We start from the raw sequence: 20,399 nt of genomic DNA, 5'->3' as shown, positions 1-20,399 counted from the left end.
GTAGTGTTTCGTTTGGCGTCTAAGTTATCTCCATAATGTGATTGTAAAGAGTTTATTGACCAAGAAGAGGGCGATGTTTCTATAGGCATGTCTCTCTCGGGGGAATTTCCTTTCGTTTTTGTAATTGATTTTTGTCGTGAAAGAGTAGAGCTGAGCTATGAAGAAATGGCTGCTGGGGCTTTGTTTTTTTGAGACATTAGAAGGGAATTGTAATGCAAGCAAAAGATTGTTTTATAAGAGGGGACCATTTAAGTTGTAGAATAATCATTTATTCTCACCATAATTTTTTAAATGTTTGATGGGAATTTCGTTATGTTAAGGAAGCTATGTGTTATCGAACAAGATTTGAGTCCTATGTGTTTGTGTACAATTGCTATCTTTTGTTGTTCTTGAGTTATCTATAAAATTGCCAGAATTAATCCTTTGTGGGTTGATTTTTTTGAAAATGTGAAAGTTGAAAAAAATGCCTATCACTATTTATAGCAAACCATCTTGCGTCCAATGTGATGCTACGCGTCGTGCCCTTGATGCTAAAGGCATTCATTATCGGGTTGTGGATATTTCCCGTGATGAACAAGCATATATTTTTGTTCAATCTCTGGGATATCGTCAAGTTCCTGTCGTAGTTTGTGGTGAAAATCATTGGTCTGGTTTTAGACCAGATATGATTAGTGGTCTTTGTGTTTAATGGGACTTATTGTTTATTATTCGAGTGCAACGGGTAATACTGAACATTTTGTCTCTCAGCTTGGTCAAAGACTCTTCAAGATTGATAAAAGAAAACCGTCTGTGCTAGTTGATGAGCCTTATGTGTTAGTTGTTCCTACATATGCAGATGGTGAAGGGAGAATGGCTGTTCCAAAAGCAGTTATTCGTTTTCTCAATGAGGTAGAGAATCGCAAATTAATTCGTGGTGTTATTGGTGGTGGGAATCGCAATTTTGGTCGTTATTATAATTTAGCGAGTAAGATCATTTCTGAAAAATGTTTTGTGCCTTGCCTTTATCGTTTTGAGCTACGTGGAACTGATGAAGACGTTATTTGTGTAAAGAAGGGATTGGAAAGATTTTGGAAACAATCGATATAGAACAATCGCAGAAATCAGGACAGATCATGGATTATCACGCATTGAATGCAATGCTTAATCTTTATGATGAAAATGGTCATATCCAATTTGATATGGATCGGCTTGCTGCGCGGCAATATTTTCTCCAGCATGTTAATCAAAACACGGTTTTTTTTCACAATCTTAAGGAAAAAATAGACTATTTGATAGAGGAAGGTTACTATGAAAAAGCTTTGTTTGAGCTTTATGATTTTTCTTTTATCAAAAAACTTTTCAAACGTGCTTATGCATTTAAATTTCGTTTTCCTACTTTTTTAGGCGCATTTAAGTACTATACCAGCTACACACTGAAGACTTTTGATGGGAAGCGTTATCTTGAGCGTTATGAGGATCGTGTTTGTCTTGTTGCTCTATATTTAGCACAAGGGAATAAAGCTCTTGCTGAGATTTTTTTAGATGAAATTATTACAGGACGTTTCCAACCAGCGACCCCTACATTTTTGAATGCAGGAAAAAAACAACGGGGCGAATTGGTTTCGTGTTTTTTATTGCGTGTTGAAGACAATATGGAATCGATAGGTCGTTCAGTCAATTCAGCTTTGCAACTTTCGAAACGTGGCGGAGGTGTGGCACTTTGTTTAACCAATTTGCGGGAGGCAGGGGCACCAATCAAGCAAATAGAAAACCAATCTTCAGGTGTATTACCTGTGATGAAACTTTTAGAAGATTCTTTTTCTTATGCCAATCAACTTGGAGCGCGGCAAGGGGCTGGTGCTGTTTATTTACATGCACATCATTTAGATATTATGAAGTTTTTGGATACAAAGCGCGAGAATGCTGATGAGAAAGTCAGAATTAAAACTCTTTCGCTTGGTGTGGTAATACCTGATATTACTTTTGAACTTGCACGTAATAATGAGGATATGTATCTGTTCTCACCTTATGATATTGAGCGTGTTACAGGGAAATCCTTTAGCGACATTTCTTTGACGGAACATTATCGTTCTTTTGTTGATAATGCAAAGATTCGTAAAAAGAAAATAAGTGCACGTGTTTTTTTCCAGACATTAGCGGAAATTCAATTTGAGTCTGGTTATCCCTATATTTTATTTGAGGATACCGCCAATCGAACGAATCCGATTGCAGGCCGCATTAGTATGAGCAACTTATGTTCAGAAATTTTGCAGGTGAGTGAGGCGAGTGAATTAGAGACAGATTTAACTTATCGCACTATCGGAAGTGATATATCCTGTAATCTTGGTTCAATGAATATTGCCAAAGCAATGGAAAGTCGTGATTTTGGTCAGACAGTGGAAGCTGCTGTTCGTGCTCTTACTGCTGTTTCTGATATGAGTGATATTGCGTGTGTGCCTTCTATTGCGAAAGGCAATGCTGAAAGTCATGCGATTGGTTTAGGACAAATGAATTTGCACGGTTTTTTAGCGCGTGAACAGATTTATTATGGATCCCCAGAAGCGATTGATTTCACCAATATCTATTTTTATATTGTGACATATCATGCAATACGGGCTTCCAATTTAATTGCACGCGAACGTCAACAGGTATTTGCGGGATTTGAGAAGTCAGCTTATGCAGATGGCCGTTTTTTTGCAAAATATCTTGAGAAAGAATGGAAGCCGCAATTTGCGATTGTACAGGAGCTTTTTGCGCGTAATAATATTGTTATACCAGACCAAAAGGATTGGCAGGAACTCAAGAATTTAGTGGTTGAATATGGGCTTTATAATCGCAATTTGCAGGCTGTTCCTCCCACAGGCTCTATTTCTTATATTAATCATGCGACATCTTCTATTCATCCGATTGCTTCAAAGATTGAGATTCGTAAAGAGGGAAAAATTGGGCGCGTTTATTACCCCGCTCCTTATATGGACAATACGAATTTGAATTTCTATCAGGATGCTTATGAGATTGGCCCTGAAAAAATTATTGATACCTATGCTGCTGCCACACAGCATGTTGATCAAGGTCTTTCATTAACGTTGTTTTTTCCTGATACTGCTACCACGCGTGATATTAATCGTGCGCAAATTTATGCTTGGAAAAAAGGTATAAAGAGTATTTATTATGTACGATTACGGCAAGTGGCGTTGAGTGGAACGCAAGTGGATGGCTGTGTTTCATGTAGTCTATAGGAGATCATCATATGACGAAGATTACAACCAAAAATCCTGTTGTTTGTGCTGTTAATTGGAATAGATTGCATGATGAGAAAGATCTTGAAGTATGGAATCGCTTAACTGGAAATTTTTGGTTGCCTGAAAAAGTTCCACTTTCTAATGATATTCCTTCTTGGTCAAGTTTGACGGAGGAAGAACGCAAGCTAACGATTCGTGTTTTTACAGGATTAACGCTCCTAGACACGATTCAAAATACCGTAGGAGCCATTTCATTGCTGGCTGATGCGATAACAGAGCATGAGGAGGCTGTTTTGACGAATATTGCCTTCATGGAAGCAGTTCATGCACGTTCTTATTCTTCTATTTTTTCCACCCTATGTTCGACAGTAGAAGTTGATGATGCGTTTAGGTGGTCAGAAGAAAATGTTCATTTGCAGAAAAAAGCAAGATTAGTGCTTGAGCGTTATGAAGCAAATGATCCACTTAAGAAGAAAATTGCTTCGACTCTATTAGAAAGTTTTTTATTTTATTCTGGTTTTTATTTACCCATGTATTGGGCAAGTCGCGCTAAATTAACAAATACAGCGGATCTCATTCGGCTTATCATTCGTGATGAAGCTGTACATGGTTATTATATAGGCTATAAATTTCAATTGGGGTTTGCAAAACTTGATGAAGCCAAAAAGCAAGAAATTAAAGATTTTGCTTTTAATTTGCTCTTCGATCTTTACAATATTGAATGCAAGTATACTGAAGATCTTTATGATGCACTTGGATTAACAGAAGATGTTAAAGTTTTTCTTCATTATAATGCAAACAAAGCTTTAATGAATTTAGGTTTTGAAGCTCTTTTCCCCCCTGAGGTTTGTCGTGTTAATCCCGCTATTTTAGCAGCTTTGTCACCAAGCTCTGATGAAAATCATGATTTTTTTTCAGGAGCTGGCTCTTCTTACGTTATTGGCAAGGCGGTTGCTACCACGGATGATGATTGGGAGTTTTAATGATTGCGTGTAAAAAGAAGTGCGCGGGGTATATCATTTAGATCTTTACGCATTTCTAAACACTGAAAGCCATTTTTTTCAAATAGATTGCAAACTTCTTTTTCTTGAGAGTAACCAATTTCGACAGCGACAAAACCTTTTGTGTTTAAGTAATTTGCCGCTTCATGAGAAAGTTTTCGATAAAAATCAAGACCATCTTTTCCACCAACTAGAGCGCGCAATGGATCATGAAGACGCACTTCCTTTGCAAGGTATTGAATATCTGCTTCCGGAATATAAGGTGGGTTAGAAATAATAAGATCAAATTGATCTGTGACAGAATTAAACCAATCACTGAGTAGGGGGGTAAAGCGGTTTAACACTTCCGCATTCTTTGCGTTTTTTGTAGCTGTTTTGAGAGCATCTTCAGAAATATCGACAGCGGTTGCATAGGATTGGGGAATTTGTTTAAGAATCGCAATTGCAATGGCACCACTGCCTGTTCCCATATCAAGGATTGTTGTTTTTCTTGATTTTTCTTCATGTTTTTTGAGAAGCGGTAAAACGAGATCCACGAGCGTTTCTGTATCAGGGCGTGGTTCTAACGTATCTTGAGATAATGCGAAAGATATGCCATAGAATTCCCTTTTTCCGATAATACGATAAACAGGCTCTCCAGAAATACGTCGTTGTATAGCGCGTTCTAATTGTGTGATTTGCTCAAAAGAGAGGCATAAATCTGGTTGAGAAATTCTATCAAGCGTATTTGTACCTGTTACCAATTCAACAAGTATTTTTGCATCAAGATTAGCTTCAGAGATTCCTTGAGTGCACAATTTCTCTTGAGTTTTCCGGATGATATTGTTGAGAGCATGATCATTCATTATTATCCATTTCCGTTAGGAGCGCTGTTTGATGATTAGATATAAGTGCATGAATAAGTTCCTCGAGATCTCCTTCCAAGATACGATCAAGTTTATACAAAGTGAGATTAATGCGATGATCAGTGATTCGTCCTTGAGGGAAATTATAGGTACGAATACGTTCTGATCGGTCACCAGAACCAACTTGGTTTTTACGGGATGCTGATCGTTCACTTTCCGCTTTTTGTCGTTCGATATCGAATAAGCGCGCACGTAAAATTTGCAGTGCTCGTGCACGGTTTTGGTGTTGAGATTTTTCTGCTTGTACAACCATAATTCCTGTTGGAATATGTGTGATACGAACAGCTGAATCTGTTGTATTGACATGTTGCCCTCCTGCTCCAGATGCGCGCATTGTATCAATACGAATATCTTCCGAACGAATTTCAATATCAATTTCTTCAGCTTCTGGAAGCACTGCAACGGTAGCAGCCGATGTATGGATACGTCCACTTGTTTCTGTTTCAGGGATACGTTGTACACGATGAACACCTGATTCAAATTTCAGTTTAGAAAAGACACCTTTTCCTGAAATCGTTGCAATAATTTCTTTATATCCCCCAACTTCTCCCTCACTAAGTGAAACGACCTCAACTTTCCAGTTATGAGAAGCAGCATAACGTTCATACATGCGAAAAAGATCACCAGCAAAAAGCGCTGCTTCTGATCCGCCTGTTCCTGCTCGAATTTCAACAATGGCACTTTTTTCATCAGCAACATCTTTAGGCAAAAGAAGAATCTGGAGTTCTTGCTCAAATTGTTCTATTTTTTGATGTAATAGTGGTAGCTCTTCTTGGGCGAGGTTACGCATCTCTATATCTGTTAGCTTGTCATTGATTATAGTTTCTAGTTCTGTAATTTCTCTGTACAGAGCATTTAATGCGCGTATGGGACTAACAATTGGCTGTAATTCTGCATATTCAGAAGCTAATTTTACATATGTTTCAGCATTTGGGCTTTGAGCCATTTGGCTTTCAATTATTTCAAAGCGTTTTTCAAGCTGTCTCATACGATCTTTTGGCAAAGAAACCATGATTATATTGGCCTAATTTATTATAATATTGGTAATTGATTACTTTATAGCATTAGCTAAAAGAGGGTAATAAAGCAGAAAAACTTTCTTGCCAATGAAAACTATAAGTTTTGAAGGTAAACTTGTATAAAATTCGATTTATATGAAGAGCTTTTTGATTATACATACAAAATTAGCTCTTTAAGAGTTATGTTTTTTTCCATAAAGTTCAAGACGATGGTAAATAATATCATAGCCCAGAGATTTGGCAATTTCTTCTTGCAGCTTTTCAATGATATCAGAGTGAAATTCGATAACTTGCCCAGTTTCCACATCAATGAGATGATCATGATGATGCCCATCTGCTTGCTCAAAACGAGACGGGCCACCACTAAAGGTATGACGATGAATTTTCCCATTTCCTTCTAATATTTTCATGGTACGGTAAACGGTCGATAGCGAAATACTCGAATCTATTTTGTGGGCGCGTTGAAAAATTTCAAACGCGTTTGGGTGATCATTTGTATCAATCAAAATATCGAGAATAATACGCCTTTGACGCGTTACTCTTAAACCTGCAGTGCGTAATTCTTGCTCATAATTTCGCTTCTTATTCATCTTCTTAATTGTGTTTGTTGTTCAAACAAAAGCTCCATGACAATGTTTGTATTTTTTCTCTGAACCACAAGGACAACGTTCATTACGTCCAACTTTTCCCCATGTAGTAAAATCATTAGGGTCCCGGTCTTTCGGATCAACAAACTTATTCTCTTGTGAGCGCGTCCATAAAGTTGAGCCACTTTCCTTGCCTTGATCGTTAAAAACAGAAGAATTAGTATTGCTTTGCTCATCTATGAGTGGCTCTGTGGGCTGTTGCACGATTTCAAAACGCATGAGCTTAGAAGTAACGACTCGGCGTAAATTTATAAGCATAGTTTGAAAAAGTTCAAATGACTCGGTTTTATATTCGTTGAGTGGATCCCGTTGCGCATAACCACGAAAACCAACGACAGAACGTAAATGATCTAAACTTACCAGATGTTCACGCCATAGTGTATCAATGGTTTCAAGTAACATGGCTTTGTGAAAATAAGCCATTACTTCTGGAGAGTAGCGTTCAGTACGTTCGTTTTCAAGTTTGGTAACAGCATCTGATATGCGTTCTAAAATTTGTTCTTCAGCAATTCCATCTTCTTTTGCCCATTCTTCTATCGGAAGCTCCAGATTGAAGAGTTGGTGAATTTCCTCTTGTAGAGCTTTCACATTCCATTTTTCAGAATAAGTTCCAGATGGAATATAGGCTTCTACGAGATCTTCAATCACCTCATTGCGCATTTCAAGGATCATATCTGTTAAATCATTTGCATTCATGACTTCCATACGCTGTTCAAAAATAACTTTGCGTTGGTCATTCATGACATCGTCATATTTTAACAAATTTTTACGGATTTCAAAATTTCGTGCTTCGACTTTTTTTTGCGCTTTTTCGAGGGCTTTATTAATCCACGGATGGGTAATAGCTTCATTTTCTTTCAATCCAAGTTTTTGCAGCATGCCATCCATACGGTTTGAGCCGAAGATACGCATAAGATCATCTTGAAGAGAGAGAAAGAATTTTGAGCGACCAGGATCACCTTGGCGACCGGAACGTCCACGCAGCTGGTTATCAATACGGCGGCTTTCGTGGCGTTCTGTTGCAATAACATAAAGACCACCAGCAGCTAGTGCTTTATCTTTAAGATGTTGAACATCTTTTTTGATTTCTTCAATTTTAGTAGTCCGCTCTAGCCCATCAGGCATATCCTGTAATTCTTGTCGGATACGCATTTCGACGTTGCCACCAAGTTGTATATCAGTACCACGACCAGCCATGTTGGTTGCAATTGTTAAAGCTCCAGGAACGCCTGCTTGCGCAATGATGTATGCTTCTTGCTCATGATAGCGGGCATTTAAGACTCTAAAATCAGTAATACCCTCTTTTCGCAAACGTTCTGCTAATTGTTCTGACTTTTCAATAGAAGTTGTGCCAACAAGAATAGGTTGTCCTTTTTCGTGCGCTTGACGGATATCACGTACAATAGCACGATATTTTTCTTCTGCTGTTCGATAGATTTCATCATCTTCGTCAAGACGCTGTACTGGTAAGTTGGTAGGAACTTCTACGACTTCAAGACCATAAATATTACTGAATTCTTCAGCTTCTGTTGTGGCAGTTCCAGTCATTCCGGACAGTTTTCTGTACATACGGAAATAGTTTTGAAAAGTGATAGACGCTAATGTCTGATTTTCTGGTTGAATAGCAACATGCTCTTTAGCTTCTAGAGCTTGATGAAGTCCTTCAGAATAACGCCGTCCTGGCATCATACGACCTGTAAATTCGTCGATGATAACAATTTCATCATTGCGAACAATGTAATCCTTGTCTCGGACAAACAGCTTATGAGCTTTTAGCGCGTTATTGACATGGTGGACGATAGAAACATTTTCTATATCATAAAGACTTTCACCTTTAAGATACCCAGCTTGTTCAAGCATTTTTTCAATTTTTTCAGTACCGACTTCAGTAAAAGTTGTTGTTTTTTGTTTTTCGTCTATTTCATAGTCTTCTGGAGTTAAGGCAGGAATAAATGTATCAATAAGGTTATAGAAGTCGGTACGATCTTCTAGAGGACCAGAAATAATAAGGGGGGTACGTGCTTCATCAATAAGGATTGAATCAACTTCATCAACAATTGCGTAATGATGTCCACGCTGAACCATTTGACTACGATCAAAGGCCATGTTGTCACGCAGATAATCAAAGCCCAATTCGTTATTTGTTGCATAGGTAATGTCACATGCATAGGCTGCTCGGCGGGCATCATTATCAAGATCATGCAAAATCACGCCCGTTGTTAATCCTAGAAAACTGAAAATTTTCCCCATTGTTTCTGCATCACGACTAGCAAGATAATCATTTACCGTAACGACATGAACACCTTTTCCTTCCAACGCATTGAGATAAATTGGCAGAGTTGCCATTAATGTTTTACCTTCACCTGTGCGCATTTCAGCAATGCCACACTCATGGAGCACCATTCCACCAATGAGCTGTACATCAAAAGGACGCATATCATAAACACGTTTTGCTGCTTCACGAGCAGTTGCAAAAGCTTCTGGTAGGAGTTGATCAATGTTTTCACCTTCGGCAAGGCGTTTACGAAACACATCAGTTTTTTGACGCAGTTGCGCATCACTTAATTTTACGAATTGCTCTTCCAAGACATTAATTTGTAAAACTTTTTGGCGAAGAACCTTGAGACGTCTCTCTTGAGCTGAACCAAAAAATTTACGTGCAAAGACACCTAAACCGACCATCTCTGGTCCTTTCTTTTAATTGTTATCACTCTTATTGGGTCGTTCATATGCCATCCCCGTGCTTGCAACCCCCAAGGCATTTCATATAATTAAATGCAAATGGTACCATTATACTTGTTGGTGTGCAATTTTTCACTCTAATTGTAAAGTAGAGATAAGAGGCGAAGCGCACTGTGTCAACTTTAGTAATGCTGTTTATTTGACACAATACAAAGTAATTTAGGATATAATATGTCATTTCTTTATATTATCACATTTTGCATGCGCATAAGATGGGATAGGATAAGCTGAGATAAAAGGGTAATTTTATGCTTTTTAAAATAAAATTACTCATTTATTTATCTGTATTTAGAGATTAAAATGTTACAGTAAGAAAAATGAGAATCTTGAACCGACCTTCATTTCTAAGGAGTTTATTTATGAAATTCAATTTTATCACGCTGTTTTTGACATCAACTTTATTGACGAGTACGAGTTTAGGGGTGGTAGCCCAAGAAAATTTGAATTCACCGTCGAATGATTTAAAGACTTTGGAGAAAGCTTCTGAAAAAACAGTTTCTCCCTCTCATGTTATGGCGGTTGTTGATGGGAAGAATATTACAGTAGGGCAATTGGATGAATTAGCGCTTGAAATCAATCCTAATTTAGCGCGTTTTCCTGATGAACAACGCCGTGTAATGGTTTTAAAAGCTTACTTGGATATGCAGGCGCTTGCTAAAGCAGCAAAGAGCAAGGGTATCGATAAGACTGAAGCTTACGATAAACGTATGGCAGTTATGCGTGACAATGTTCTTCAGCAGCTTTATTTTAAACAGACAATTGTTGATCAGATTTCAGATACTGATTTGGAAGCCCTTTATAATAAAGAAGTGGCTGCTTTGCCTAAAGAAGATGAAGTTAAAGCGCGTCATATTTTAGTGAAAACAAAAAAAGAAGCAGAGGCTATCATTAAGCGTTTAAATAAAGGGGAAAATTTTGAGGAAATAGCTAAAAAGAGTTCAACAGATGGCTCCGCTGCTGTTGGGGGAGATCTTGGTTATTTCAGCCATGGTCAAATGGTCAAGCCTTTTGAAGATGCTGCATTTGGCTTAAAAGTTGGCGAATACACTAAAAATCCTGTTGAAAGCCCTTTTGGTTGGCACGTTATTAAGGTGGAAGATCGTCGTTTGAAACAACCTCCTGTATTTGATGATGTTAAAGAAATGTTGCGTACACAGTTAATAAAAGAGCGCTACCAAAAACTGATTGCTGATTTGCGCAGTAAGATAGATGTGAAGTATCCTGATCCTAATGTTTTAAAACTTATGCAATCGCTTAATCAGAATGGGACGCCGTTTCCAAATGCAGCATCTGATGAAGAAGATACGGAATAGCAAGGAAGAAGAAGCGGATAGTATCTTTACTTAGTGATTTGGTAGGTCTATTCCATTCAAAAAGCTTAGTAGTTTTTTGTGAGAGATCATGTATCTGCAATCATTATCTGTTTTTATGGAAAACGTGCTGTGATTTCTAAAATATCTCCTTTGTCTCCCACAAACATACAGGAGCTTCCACCGTTATCTGGTGTGCGAATAGCAACAGCTGAAGCTGGGATTAAATATAAAGGTCGTACAGATCTTCTTTTTATCATATTTGATGAGCCAGCAAGTGTGGCAGGTGTTTTTACGCGTTCAAAATGCCCGTCAGCTCCTGTAGAACATTGTCGCGCATCGCTTTCTCATGGGGTTGCTAGGGGAGTTGTTGTTAATTCGGGGAATGCGAATGCTTTTACTGGACGCAAAGGAAGGCATACAACAAATGAAATCATGTATGCAGCCGCAAGCGCTTTGAAGGCTAAAGAAAATGAAATTTTTATAGCTTCTACCGGTGTTATTGGTGAGCCGATGGATGCTTCTTGCGTTGTGAATCTTTTACCAACTATGGCGGCAACCGCAGAGGAAGGAAACTGGTTGGAAGCGGCAAAAGCCATTATGACAACTGATACATTTCCAAAACTTTCTACACGCAGATTTGATTGTGGAGGAGAGACTGTCACCATTAATGGGATTGCAAAAGGTGCGGGTATGATTGCACCAGATATGGCGACGATGCTCTCCTTTGTGGTGAGTGATGCAGATATTTCTTCGGATATACTTCAATCTATGTTATCAGAAGCAGTCCAAGGGTCTTTCAATTCGATTACTATTGATAGTGATACTTCAACATCAGATACATTGATGATGTTTGCCACAGGCAAGGCAAAGAGAGATTTGCCACCTCTCACGAGTAAATCCGATCCGCGTTATGAGGTGTTCTCAAAGCAATTGAGTGCGCTTTTGCATGAACTTGCGTTACAAGTTGTTTGTGATGGTGAGGGTGCTCGTCATTTAATTGAAGTTAATGTGACTGGTGCTACAACAGAGAGTTCGGCTAAAACTATTGCTTTCTCAATTGCAAATTCACCGCTTGTAAAAACAGCCATTGCTGGTGAAGATGCTAATTGGGGACGGGTGGTTATGGCTGTTGGTAAAGCAGGTGTTGAAGTCGACCGTGATCTCTTGACGATTTGGTTTGGAGATCATCGTTTGGCTGTAAATGGGGAACGTGATCTTGAGTATTGTGAAGAGACAATAGGTGCTTACATGCGAAGTAAGCACATCACAATTCGCGTTGATATTGGTTTGGGCAGTGGTAAGGCGACAGTTTGGTCTTGTGATTTGACGAAAGAGTACGTTATGATTAATAGCGATTACAGAAGTTAATTGATGCACCATAAATTTGACATTGGATATTTGTACATTTTTTAGAGAGAACTAGGTATTTAAATTCTTCCATCTTGGAGTAGAGGGCGTTATAGAAGAGAGGTTATCCTTACTATTCCTAGTGGAGAGTGATATGCATAGAAAAAATTCACTTCTTCTTGTCGTTGCATGCGCATTGTTGGATCAAGATAAGCGTGTTTTGCTTACAGAACGCCCTCAAGGAAAATCATTAGCTGGTTTATGGGAGTTTCCTGGAGGAAAGGTTGAAAAAGGTGAAACTCCAGAAGAGTCATTGATTCGTGAATTAAAAGAAGAACTTGGTATTTATGTTCAGGAAAATAACTTATTACCCTTAACATTTGCAAGTCATACTTATGAAACATTTCATCTCTTAATGCCGTTGTATCTTTGTTATCATTATGAAGGTTTTGCGCAAGGACGAGAGGGACAAAACTTAAAATGGGTTTTTATTGGTGAACTTGATAAATATCCTATGCCTGCTGCTGACAAGCCATTGGTTCAGGTATTAAAAAAACTCCTTCTTTAATAATATTTGTGAGGAGAAAATACTGCTTACAAATCAGAGGTTTCTGTTTCATGAGATGTTAATGATAGATTAGATTTAAGAAGATTCTTTCGCAGAAAATTTTTTCTAGTTTTTCTTTTTTATGTGATCAAGTACTTAATCATTGTTATGACATACCTTTAATATATATTATAAATCAACGTGTTGCGTTTAGCACGGAATATTTTAATAAAAACTATTCAGTAAACAAGTTACGATTTTTTCCAATATTTCCAAAATCTGTGAATGTTGACAAAGGTTTTAATGTCGAATGTGAGGTCTAAGACCAAGTAATTAAGCCTATTCAACATAAATAATTTTGTGAAGGTACTTTTCTTTCATATGAGATCAGAAATTAGTTACGGTTTACTCCGTTATAAAAATTCAAAGCGAACTCATGGAAAAATGTAATACCGGAGTTATTTTTCTCTCATGCTTATATCAAAAGCACGTACTATATTCCCAGTGTGGGACGGCGTTTTTCTATAGGATATCGTTGATATTTTTGAGCAATACGTGTAACTGCTTTTTCCAGTGGTTCAACCATAACATCCATAGAGGAACCATTTGCATGAATGATATTTTCATGATCAACCATAATAGCAGCATGACCTTTCCAGAAAATCAAATCACCTCGTTGAAGTTTATCATTGTCTGAGAGTTGATTTCCTATAGTTTTTTGTTGCATGTCAGTATCACGCAAAACCACATGACCAGCCATTATCATAGAAAGCTGGATCAGTCCTGAGCAATCAATTCCAAAACCACTAGTTCCACCCCAAAGGTAAGGTGTATGGACCAACATTTCAGCAACCGTAACATAATCTTTACACACTTGGCCAATTGGACTGAGATGATTGCTAATAATTGCTTTCCCGCTTTCAAGTATAGAATACTTGGTTTCACGAACTTCAATTTCATCAACAACGCTTACCTTACTTCCTATGGATAAAGCACATTCTACTGGTCCACGTAAGTCAGCTTGGAAATATTGAAAAGTACGTGGGGCTGAAACAACATGTGTTTGTTTTACGGTTGATGTGCAAAGCGCTTTTGTATCAATATAGCCAACATAGCCATCTTTGAGAGATTGTCCCCACGACATAACTTCCCCGTGTTCAAAAATGCGAAGTTCTTCTCCTAATAAGCACTCTGTTTGCATTTCACTTTTTTTACTATTTTCTTTAAACAGTCCAGCAACAGGTATATTAACGCGTCTTATTTCACCTTCCACAAAACGCTGAGCTGTAACTTCTTTTTCAAGACGTTTGTCTGCTAGATCATCTCTGAATGCATGCAACCTAGGATCTTTAGAGAACATTTTTCTTACCTTTTATTTTTTGTTTTTTACCTTTAAATGGGCTCACGATAATCGATATTGGTAGGATTTTTATCCTCAAATAAATTACAGAACACAATTAAAGATGAAGAACAATCGCCCTTAAATCTCCATAGTTATCTATTTATATGTTGTTTATTTTGTGTCAATTTTTAAAGAGGTTATAAAGAGCACGAATAACTTGTGCGGAACCACCGACAGGGAAGCCTGGTTTTTCTTTTGAAACCCACCCATAAAGGTCAAAATGCGCAAAATGTTCGGCTTTTTCAACAAAAGAGTTCAGAAATAAAGCAGCAACTACAGATCCAGCAAAGTTATTTCCACTTATATTATTAAGATCAGCAAATGGTGATGATAACATTTCCTGATAAGGTTTCCAAAGTGGCATTTGCCAAAGAGGATCTGAAACAGAATAAGCAGATTGAGAAATTTGTTGGGCCCATTTTGAATCATTGCAATAAAATGCGGCAAGATCTGGTCCTAATGCTATACGTGCTGCTCCTGTTAAAGTCGCCATACAAAGCATGAATTGTGGACTTTCTTCATCACCATAGGCAAGCGCATCAGCAAGAACAAGCCGACCTTCAGCATCTGTATTACCAACTTCTATACTTAAACCTTTACGACTTTGGAGGATATCGCTCGGTCTGTAAGCATTGTCAGAAATTACATTTTCAACGGCTGGAATCAAAACACGTAAACGAAAAGGTAATTTGGCATCCATAATAAGTTTAGCCAACCCCAAAACATGTGCACTCCCTCCCATGTCTTTTTTCATGAGTGACATGTTATGAGCTGATTTAATATTGAGACCTCCAGTATCAAAGGTTACACCTTTGCCAACCAACGTTATTTTAGGATGATTTTCTTGTCCCCAGTGTAGATCAATGAGTCGTGGTGCAATGCTGCTAGCTCGTCCTACGGCATGGATCATTGGAAAATTATGTGTTAAAAGCGCATCTCCACAAATACTTTGGACATCAGCATCGTAAGCTTTCCCCAATTGGCGTGCTTCTTCCTCGAGGGTATCAGGGTTCATATCATTGGCTGGAATATTGATGAGATCACGTACAAAAAAGACGGTTTTATAAATCCGTTGAAGTTCATCAAAATCAATCCTATCGCTTACATAGAACGATAATGATTTGGAGGAAAAATTTTGACGATAGCGGTTGAATTGGTAACTTCCAAATGCCAATCCAAGGTAGCTATTTATTTCATGGGAGGCTTCTCCTTCTAAATGCCAATGTCCAGCAGGAAGATTTTTAGCGAGAAGCCCTGTGATAAAAGGTTCATCACCATTGCCAAGCCCAAATAAAACTTTTTTCAACTGCCCATTTTCGTGAGGAATGAAGAGTATTTGTCCTGCTTTACCGATAAAATCATTAACTTTCATCCATGTTGTTGTTGATGCATCAAGCGATAACTTAGCAAGATCTTTTTGGTTTACTAAAAGTATGGGAAAGCTATTATCAACGCGTGTTGCGCTAAAATGAATGTGATGTGAGTCCATATTGATGCATCCCATATCCTGTAAAAATACAATAAATTCAATAAGTTATTGGTATTTATTTTATTTAAATCCACTTCAGAATCCACACTTTTATGCACGATTCAATTGAACATTTTTTATAAACAATAGCCATCTATAAACAAACCATAAAAAGCAAATCATGATGCGAATATTATAACGCATGTGAGCATTCAAATGAAATGAAAAGCAGATATCATTCATAACATCTCATAAATTTTATGATACGTTTTTATCATAAAATAAATCGCATTGTTAAAACGCAATTGAATATAAGAGTTTGTTTAAATGCAAAGATTTGAAATGTTTTCTTTTGAAAGGGATTAATCCAAATTTGGATTGGCTAATTTTACTCACCTCAAAAATGAGGGCATTGTTATGAATACGTTTCAAAAGAGGTTTATAATCATCACAGAGCTAATAGGCTTTTTTCATTCAAATGTGATGATCTAAAAGAGCGCTTTCAGAAGCATTCATTTATCTTATTTTGGATAAGTTTTTATAAAGAGAATAGAGAACTTGTAATATGATAGGTTCTGTATATATGCATTTGCTATTAGCTTCTTTTGTACTAAATCATGTTAATACCTCCATTTAAAAGCCGCGTCATATAAATTGTAAATTGGCACGGCTTTCTTTTTTTGCATTAACCCATAAAAAGCGCCCCCCGCGTTTGTTGATTATTCCTTTGTTTCAATTCTTTCAATAATTTCCATCAGAATATCACTTTTAGAAACTTCTTTATTTTGGGGAACCTCTTTAACCTTACTTTGTCGATTGAGTTTTGCACGTCCACAAACACGCCCCCAGACCTTGACAGTATGAGTAACCTGAGCTTTTTCATAAACAGAGCCATAAATTTCAGCACAGCCACTCACTTTTGCATAGTCATAAACCTTGCCATAAATTTTTGCACGGTTGTTAATAACAGCATGCCCATAAACATGCGCATAATTAAAAAGACAGGCAGAACCTGAAACCTTGGCATTGCCATAGACCCTTGCATATTCAAAAAGATAACTATTATGAGAAAGATGCGCATTGCCATAAACATGGGCTTCAATTGAAACGCGACTATTGCCATAGACACGAGCCTTGCCATAAACATACCCAGATACAGAGGCATTGTTATAAACCAGCGCATTGTCATATATTTGTGCATATTGAGAAATGAAAGCCTGATCACAAATTTGTGCATTACCATAGACTTGACCACACACTTGAGACTGATGACGTATTTTTGCATTCTCAAAAACACGAGCATGTCCATAAACCCATGCATCATCATAAACCCAGCAATTGCCATCATGAGAGAGGTTGATTTCCTTTTCAATAAAGCCCCCAAGGTCACCCGCCTTGACATCATCAAAATCTCTTAAAGCACGAATGCGATAAAGCTTGGTAATTTTTTGTGTCATTTTATCTTTCAATTGTTTCATTTCATTTGTTAATTGGTATTTTTTAGACATAACAAACGCCTCACAATTTCGATTGTGAAAAAAGTTGAACGGAAAATTTGAGAGAAAGGGGCGCCCCGCAGCACCCTAGATGTTTAAAAAGGCTTTATTCCGTAGCCAGATAATTCTTATTTCATTATGGGAAAGCTGCTCTACATAAGCTCTTGTTTTAATATCATCACTTGTCTTTTCTAAAATCATAATCATGCCGTGAAGATTGGCATTTTCACAAACATGGAGATGATTTATCACACGGGCATGATCATAAATTCTTGCATTACCATAGACATGAGCATGATCAAAAATGATAGCCTTTCCAAAAACGCATGCCTTTCCATAAACATAACCAGCGATAACAGAGTTATTAAACACCTTGGCATCTTGAGAAACATGACCAGGGTTTAAAACCAGAGCATCACCATAAACCCAGCAGTTGCCATCATGAGAGAGGTTCTTTTCATTTTCAATAAAACCACCCAATTGACCCGCCTTGACATCAGAAAAGTTTCTTAAAGCTTTAATGCGATATAATATACGATTAGCAAAGAGACGTGTTTCATTTGTTAATTCATATTTTTTAGATACAGTTATAGTGGACATAGGTTATTCCCTAATCTAAATAATTGCTAAAATTTGAATGAAAGGGTTTGGAAAGTAGGCGCCCCGCCGCGCCCGTGGTGTTAATTAAGCAGCGTCTTTTATAGACTGATCATCACCACAAATATCATCACGAATTTTTACACGGCTATTAACCACGGCGTTGCCATAAATTTTTACATGATGATCGATATTTGATTTGCCATAAACCTTTGCATTATCATAAATTCTTGCCAAGCAGCCAACGCGCGCCGAGCCAGAGACCTTTGCATTTCCATAGACGCTTGCATAATCCTTAATCCACGCATTGCAAAAAACATGCGCATTACCATAAATATGCGCCCACACATAAATGCGTGATTTTCCATAAACATGAGCGTTGCCAAAAACATAACCACAAACATGTGCACACTCATAAACACGGGCGTTATCATAAACCTTGGCACCATCGGCAATAGTAGCGTTATTACTCACAACGGCATTGCCATAGACATGACCACAGACCCTAGCGTTATCGTGAATTTTTGCATTTTCATAAACATGAGCTTCATAATCAAAAACCCATGCCTTTCCATTTACAGTAGCATTGCCATAAACCTTGGCATGTCTAAAAACTTTAGATTCTTGATAAATTTTAGCATTCTCATAAAGCTTGGCATTCAAAAAAACCGCGGCATTGTCATAAACCCAGCAATTGCCATCATGAGAAAGGTTCTCTTCATTTTCGATAAAACCACCAAGGTCACCCGCCTTTACATCATCGAAATCCCTTAAAGCCCGAATGCGGTGCAAAGTAATTCCTTCAAAAGTGAAGTTTTCAGTTGTTAATTCATATTTTTTGGATGATGTTTTTTCATTAACAATAGCTTCCATAGCTAGTGTCTCCTTGTAGTAATAAAAGTTTTGAATTGACACCACTAAGGGCGCCGGGCGCTCAAAACACGGCTACAAGTCCGTTGTTACGCTTTTCCCTCGAAAGGGTCTTGTATGGCGTAACCACACCCGACAGAATCTTAATATACTAACAAGAGCATAAAAGACAGCCAGTTTTTATAAATGGGAGAGGCTGTTTCGTAACCTATCCGCTTGTAGATTAGTGTTTTGATCACTTGATTATTTATATACCAAAATACGTATTTATTGTCAATTATATTTTGCTGTTTTTTGTATTTTTTTATGATTATTTTTTATCATATTGTGTATAAATATGCGTCATGTTCTTATAAATATTTTCTGTTTTATTGCGTTTATTTGACTCTATATTACGCAATTTCGTTATTTTTCTCTTTTAAACTTCATAATAACTAAAAACGCTGCTCATGATGCGTATTTTTAACTTTATAAATCATGGTTATTTTTATTGAATGCCTTGTGAATATTTTTGTGAATTTTCTTATAAGACGTTTGTAATTTAAACAGCTTTAATAGAGATCGCATCTTCATAACCAGCGCTTTTCATTCAAATCTATAGTTTTGATTCATTCTCTAGAGAAATCGCATCATTTTTATATAACAAAGGATAATATGATCATACGGTTTTTATCTGTTATAAGAAGATCTAAAGATACCTATTGAATTCTTATATCCTTATCAAAATACCTCTTAAGGGGCTTTTGTCTCTTGTCAGTGATTATCGTTGATTTACCCCCCCCCTCTATTAAAAAACTTTTAGATAAAAGACAAAAATGTTATATTTCAATATGTTAGTGTATTATTTAGAAATAATCAGTGCTAATAAGATGATTTATAGAGACAATTAATGATATCAATTGATCAAAACTTGTCAGTATCTGTCTAAAAATTTAACTGACAACATTTATGATTTTGGTACGTGTTTAAATCATGTTTTATGAGAGGACATATGGTTCTTTAAAGCTTTTCAAAAGACAAGAGATGGTTATGAGAAATGCTATCAAAACTTTTATAGCTTATTAGTTTTGAGGGTGTCATAATGTAAAGATAAAAACATTCATATTTCTCTTTAAAGAGAACGTTTGAAAGATATGATGGCATCATCTTAAATTGCGCGTTAATCTTTTAAAGGCAATGTAAAAAAATCTCATTCTGTTTAAGATGGGATTTCTTAACATTCTTAAAGCAATCCAAATGAAAGTGTTTAAAAGTGCAAGACTCCTTTTTTTAGAAGATCGCATGGTAAATCATTCCTTTTAAGAGTGTACATAATCAACTTAACAAGGGAGTATAGATATAAACTCTATACCCCTTGTAAGATGTGCATACCCATCATGTGAAATGTGAGCATGCTTTATAAGACTATTCAGTTTCCCTTAATTCCAATTTGGGGAGGCTCTTAACAATCTTCATTGTTTCTAAACTTACAGTAATAACCCTTTGAAATAATTCCAATGGATAAGCAGGGTTGCCAATGGTTTCAAGCGCATAGCAATTGGCATCATTCACAATGCCACTCTTTTTATCAGTCTTTACACATTGCCGACCCATAACCCATTCAAGAGCGGGTCTACCATTTACGATATATTCATAAGCTTCAAGAGGAATATCTGTTATTGTGATATTGCTGTTGTAAATAACAGTGGTTTTATCCTTTTCCTTACCATTCCCAGCAAATTTCATTTCTGTAACATAGTAAAACTTTTCAGGATTAGAAATATCTGTAAGTTTAGGGTCACCTTTTTTAAAGGTCACAGGATAAGGTTCTACGCTTTCATAATT

At 37.1% G+C, this 20,399-nt stretch carries 16 protein-coding genes and 1 pseudogene; 7 read left to right on the top strand and 10 right to left on the bottom strand.

Annotation, left to right across the window (positions count from 1 at the left end):
- Positions 1-463 precede the first annotated feature (463 nt).
- Genes nrdH through nrdF form a run of 4 tightly spaced genes read left to right on the top strand, consistent with a single transcriptional unit; the run spans position 464 to position 4,204 of the window.
- Entirely contained in the window at positions 464-688 is a 225-nt protein-coding gene (gene nrdH, locus ME1_RS00785) for a glutaredoxin-like protein NrdH (RefSeq protein WP_004862118.1), read from the top strand.
- Positions 688-1,086 (top strand): class Ib ribonucleoside-diphosphate reductase assembly flavoprotein NrdI, encoded by a 399-nt coding sequence (gene nrdI / locus ME1_RS00780; protein WP_004862115.1) that lies wholly within the window; start codon positions 688-690, stop codon positions 1,084-1,086. Before nrdH ends, nrdI begins: the two co-directional genes overlap by 1 nt.
- Positions 1,068-3,218 carry a class 1b ribonucleoside-diphosphate reductase subunit alpha gene (gene nrdE, locus ME1_RS00775; protein WP_035008983.1) on the top strand — a complete coding sequence of 717 codons (2,151 nt, stop codon included), beginning with the start codon at positions 1,068-1,070 and terminating at the stop codon, positions 3,216-3,218. Before nrdI ends, nrdE begins: the two co-directional genes overlap by 19 nt.
- 11 nt (positions 3,219-3,229) lie before the next feature.
- Positions 3,230-4,204 (top strand): class 1b ribonucleoside-diphosphate reductase subunit beta, encoded by a 975-nt coding sequence (gene nrdF / locus ME1_RS00770; RefSeq protein WP_004862111.1) that lies wholly within the window; start codon positions 3,230-3,232, stop codon positions 4,202-4,204.
- On the opposite strand, the gene prmC is transcribed toward nrdF, so the two are convergent.
- The 4 genes and pseudogenes from prmC to secA form a co-directional block, all read right to left on the bottom strand.
- Positions 4,201-5,067: a peptide chain release factor N(5)-glutamine methyltransferase gene (gene prmC / locus ME1_RS00765; protein WP_004862109.1), complete on the bottom strand. Its 867-nt coding sequence runs from the start codon at positions 5,065-5,067 to the stop codon at positions 4,201-4,203. The genes nrdF and prmC overlap by 4 nt on opposite strands.
- Complete coding sequence (gene prfA, locus ME1_RS00760; protein WP_004862106.1) at positions 5,060-6,139, bottom strand: peptide chain release factor 1; 1,080 nt, start codon at positions 6,137-6,139, stop codon at positions 5,060-5,062. The genes prmC and prfA overlap by 8 nt, the downstream gene beginning before the upstream one ends.
- 180 nt (positions 6,140-6,319) lie before the next feature.
- Positions 6,320-6,819 (bottom strand): annotated as a pseudogene (locus ME1_RS00755) (Fur family transcriptional regulator).
- Positions 6,758-9,475, bottom strand: coding sequence for a preprotein translocase subunit SecA (secA, locus tag ME1_RS00750; protein ID WP_004862102.1), 2,718 nt, complete (start codon positions 9,473-9,475; stop codon positions 6,758-6,760). The pseudogene ME1_RS00755 and the gene secA overlap by 62 nt, the downstream one beginning before the upstream one ends.
- A gap of 419 nt (positions 9,476-9,894) precedes the next feature.
- Between secA and ME1_RS00745 the strand changes: the two genes are divergently transcribed.
- The 3 genes from ME1_RS00745 (at position 9,895) to mutT (ending at position 12,763) form a co-directional block, all read left to right on the top strand.
- On the top strand, positions 9,895-10,848 hold the full coding sequence (locus ME1_RS00745; RefSeq protein ID WP_004862100.1) for a peptidylprolyl isomerase: 954 nt from the start codon (positions 9,895-9,897) through the stop codon (positions 10,846-10,848).
- A 129-nt stretch (positions 10,849-10,977) separates the two neighbouring features.
- Complete coding sequence (gene argJ / locus ME1_RS00740; RefSeq protein ID WP_035011662.1) at positions 10,978-12,216, top strand: bifunctional glutamate N-acetyltransferase/amino-acid acetyltransferase ArgJ; 1,239 nt, start codon at positions 10,978-10,980, stop codon at positions 12,214-12,216.
- Between the two features lie 133 nt (positions 12,217-12,349).
- Positions 12,350-12,763, top strand: a complete 414-nt coding sequence (mutT, locus tag ME1_RS00735; RefSeq protein ID WP_004862096.1) for an 8-oxo-dGTP diphosphatase MutT — start codon at positions 12,350-12,352, stop codon at positions 12,761-12,763.
- 472 nt (positions 12,764-13,235) lie between these two features.
- On the opposite strand, the gene ME1_RS00730 is transcribed toward mutT, so the two are convergent.
- The 6 genes from ME1_RS00730 to ME1_RS00705 form a co-directional block, all read right to left on the bottom strand.
- Positions 13,236-14,102: a C40 family peptidase gene (locus tag ME1_RS00730; RefSeq protein ID WP_004862094.1), complete on the bottom strand. Its 867-nt coding sequence runs from the start codon at positions 14,100-14,102 to the stop codon at positions 13,236-13,238.
- Between the two features lie 163 nt (positions 14,103-14,265).
- Positions 14,266-15,633: a leucyl aminopeptidase family protein gene (locus tag ME1_RS00725; RefSeq protein ID WP_004862092.1), complete on the bottom strand. Its 1,368-nt coding sequence runs from the start codon at positions 15,631-15,633 to the stop codon at positions 14,266-14,268.
- A gap of 698 nt (positions 15,634-16,331) precedes the next feature.
- Entirely contained in the window at positions 16,332-17,120 is a 789-nt protein-coding gene (locus tag ME1_RS00720) for a hypothetical protein (protein WP_004862090.1), read from the bottom strand.
- 75 nt (positions 17,121-17,195) lie between these two features.
- Positions 17,196-17,708 (bottom strand): hypothetical protein, encoded by a 513-nt coding sequence (locus ME1_RS00715; RefSeq protein ID WP_004862088.1) that lies wholly within the window; start codon positions 17,706-17,708, stop codon positions 17,196-17,198.
- A gap of 84 nt (positions 17,709-17,792) precedes the next feature.
- Complete coding sequence (locus ME1_RS00710) at positions 17,793-18,578, bottom strand: LbetaH domain-containing protein (RefSeq protein ID WP_004862087.1); 786 nt, start codon at positions 18,576-18,578, stop codon at positions 17,793-17,795.
- Between the two features lie 1,401 nt (positions 18,579-19,979).
- The coding region (locus tag ME1_RS00705) for a type ISP restriction/modification enzyme (RefSeq protein WP_004862085.1) at positions 19,980-20,399 on the bottom strand (420 nt) is incomplete at its 5' end.

The organism is Bartonella vinsonii subsp. arupensis OK-94-513 (assembly GCF_000278235.1).
Lineage (GTDB): Bacteria > Pseudomonadota > Alphaproteobacteria > Rhizobiales > Rhizobiaceae > Bartonella > Bartonella arupensis.
This window is presented reverse-complemented; position numbering and strand designations above follow the sequence as displayed.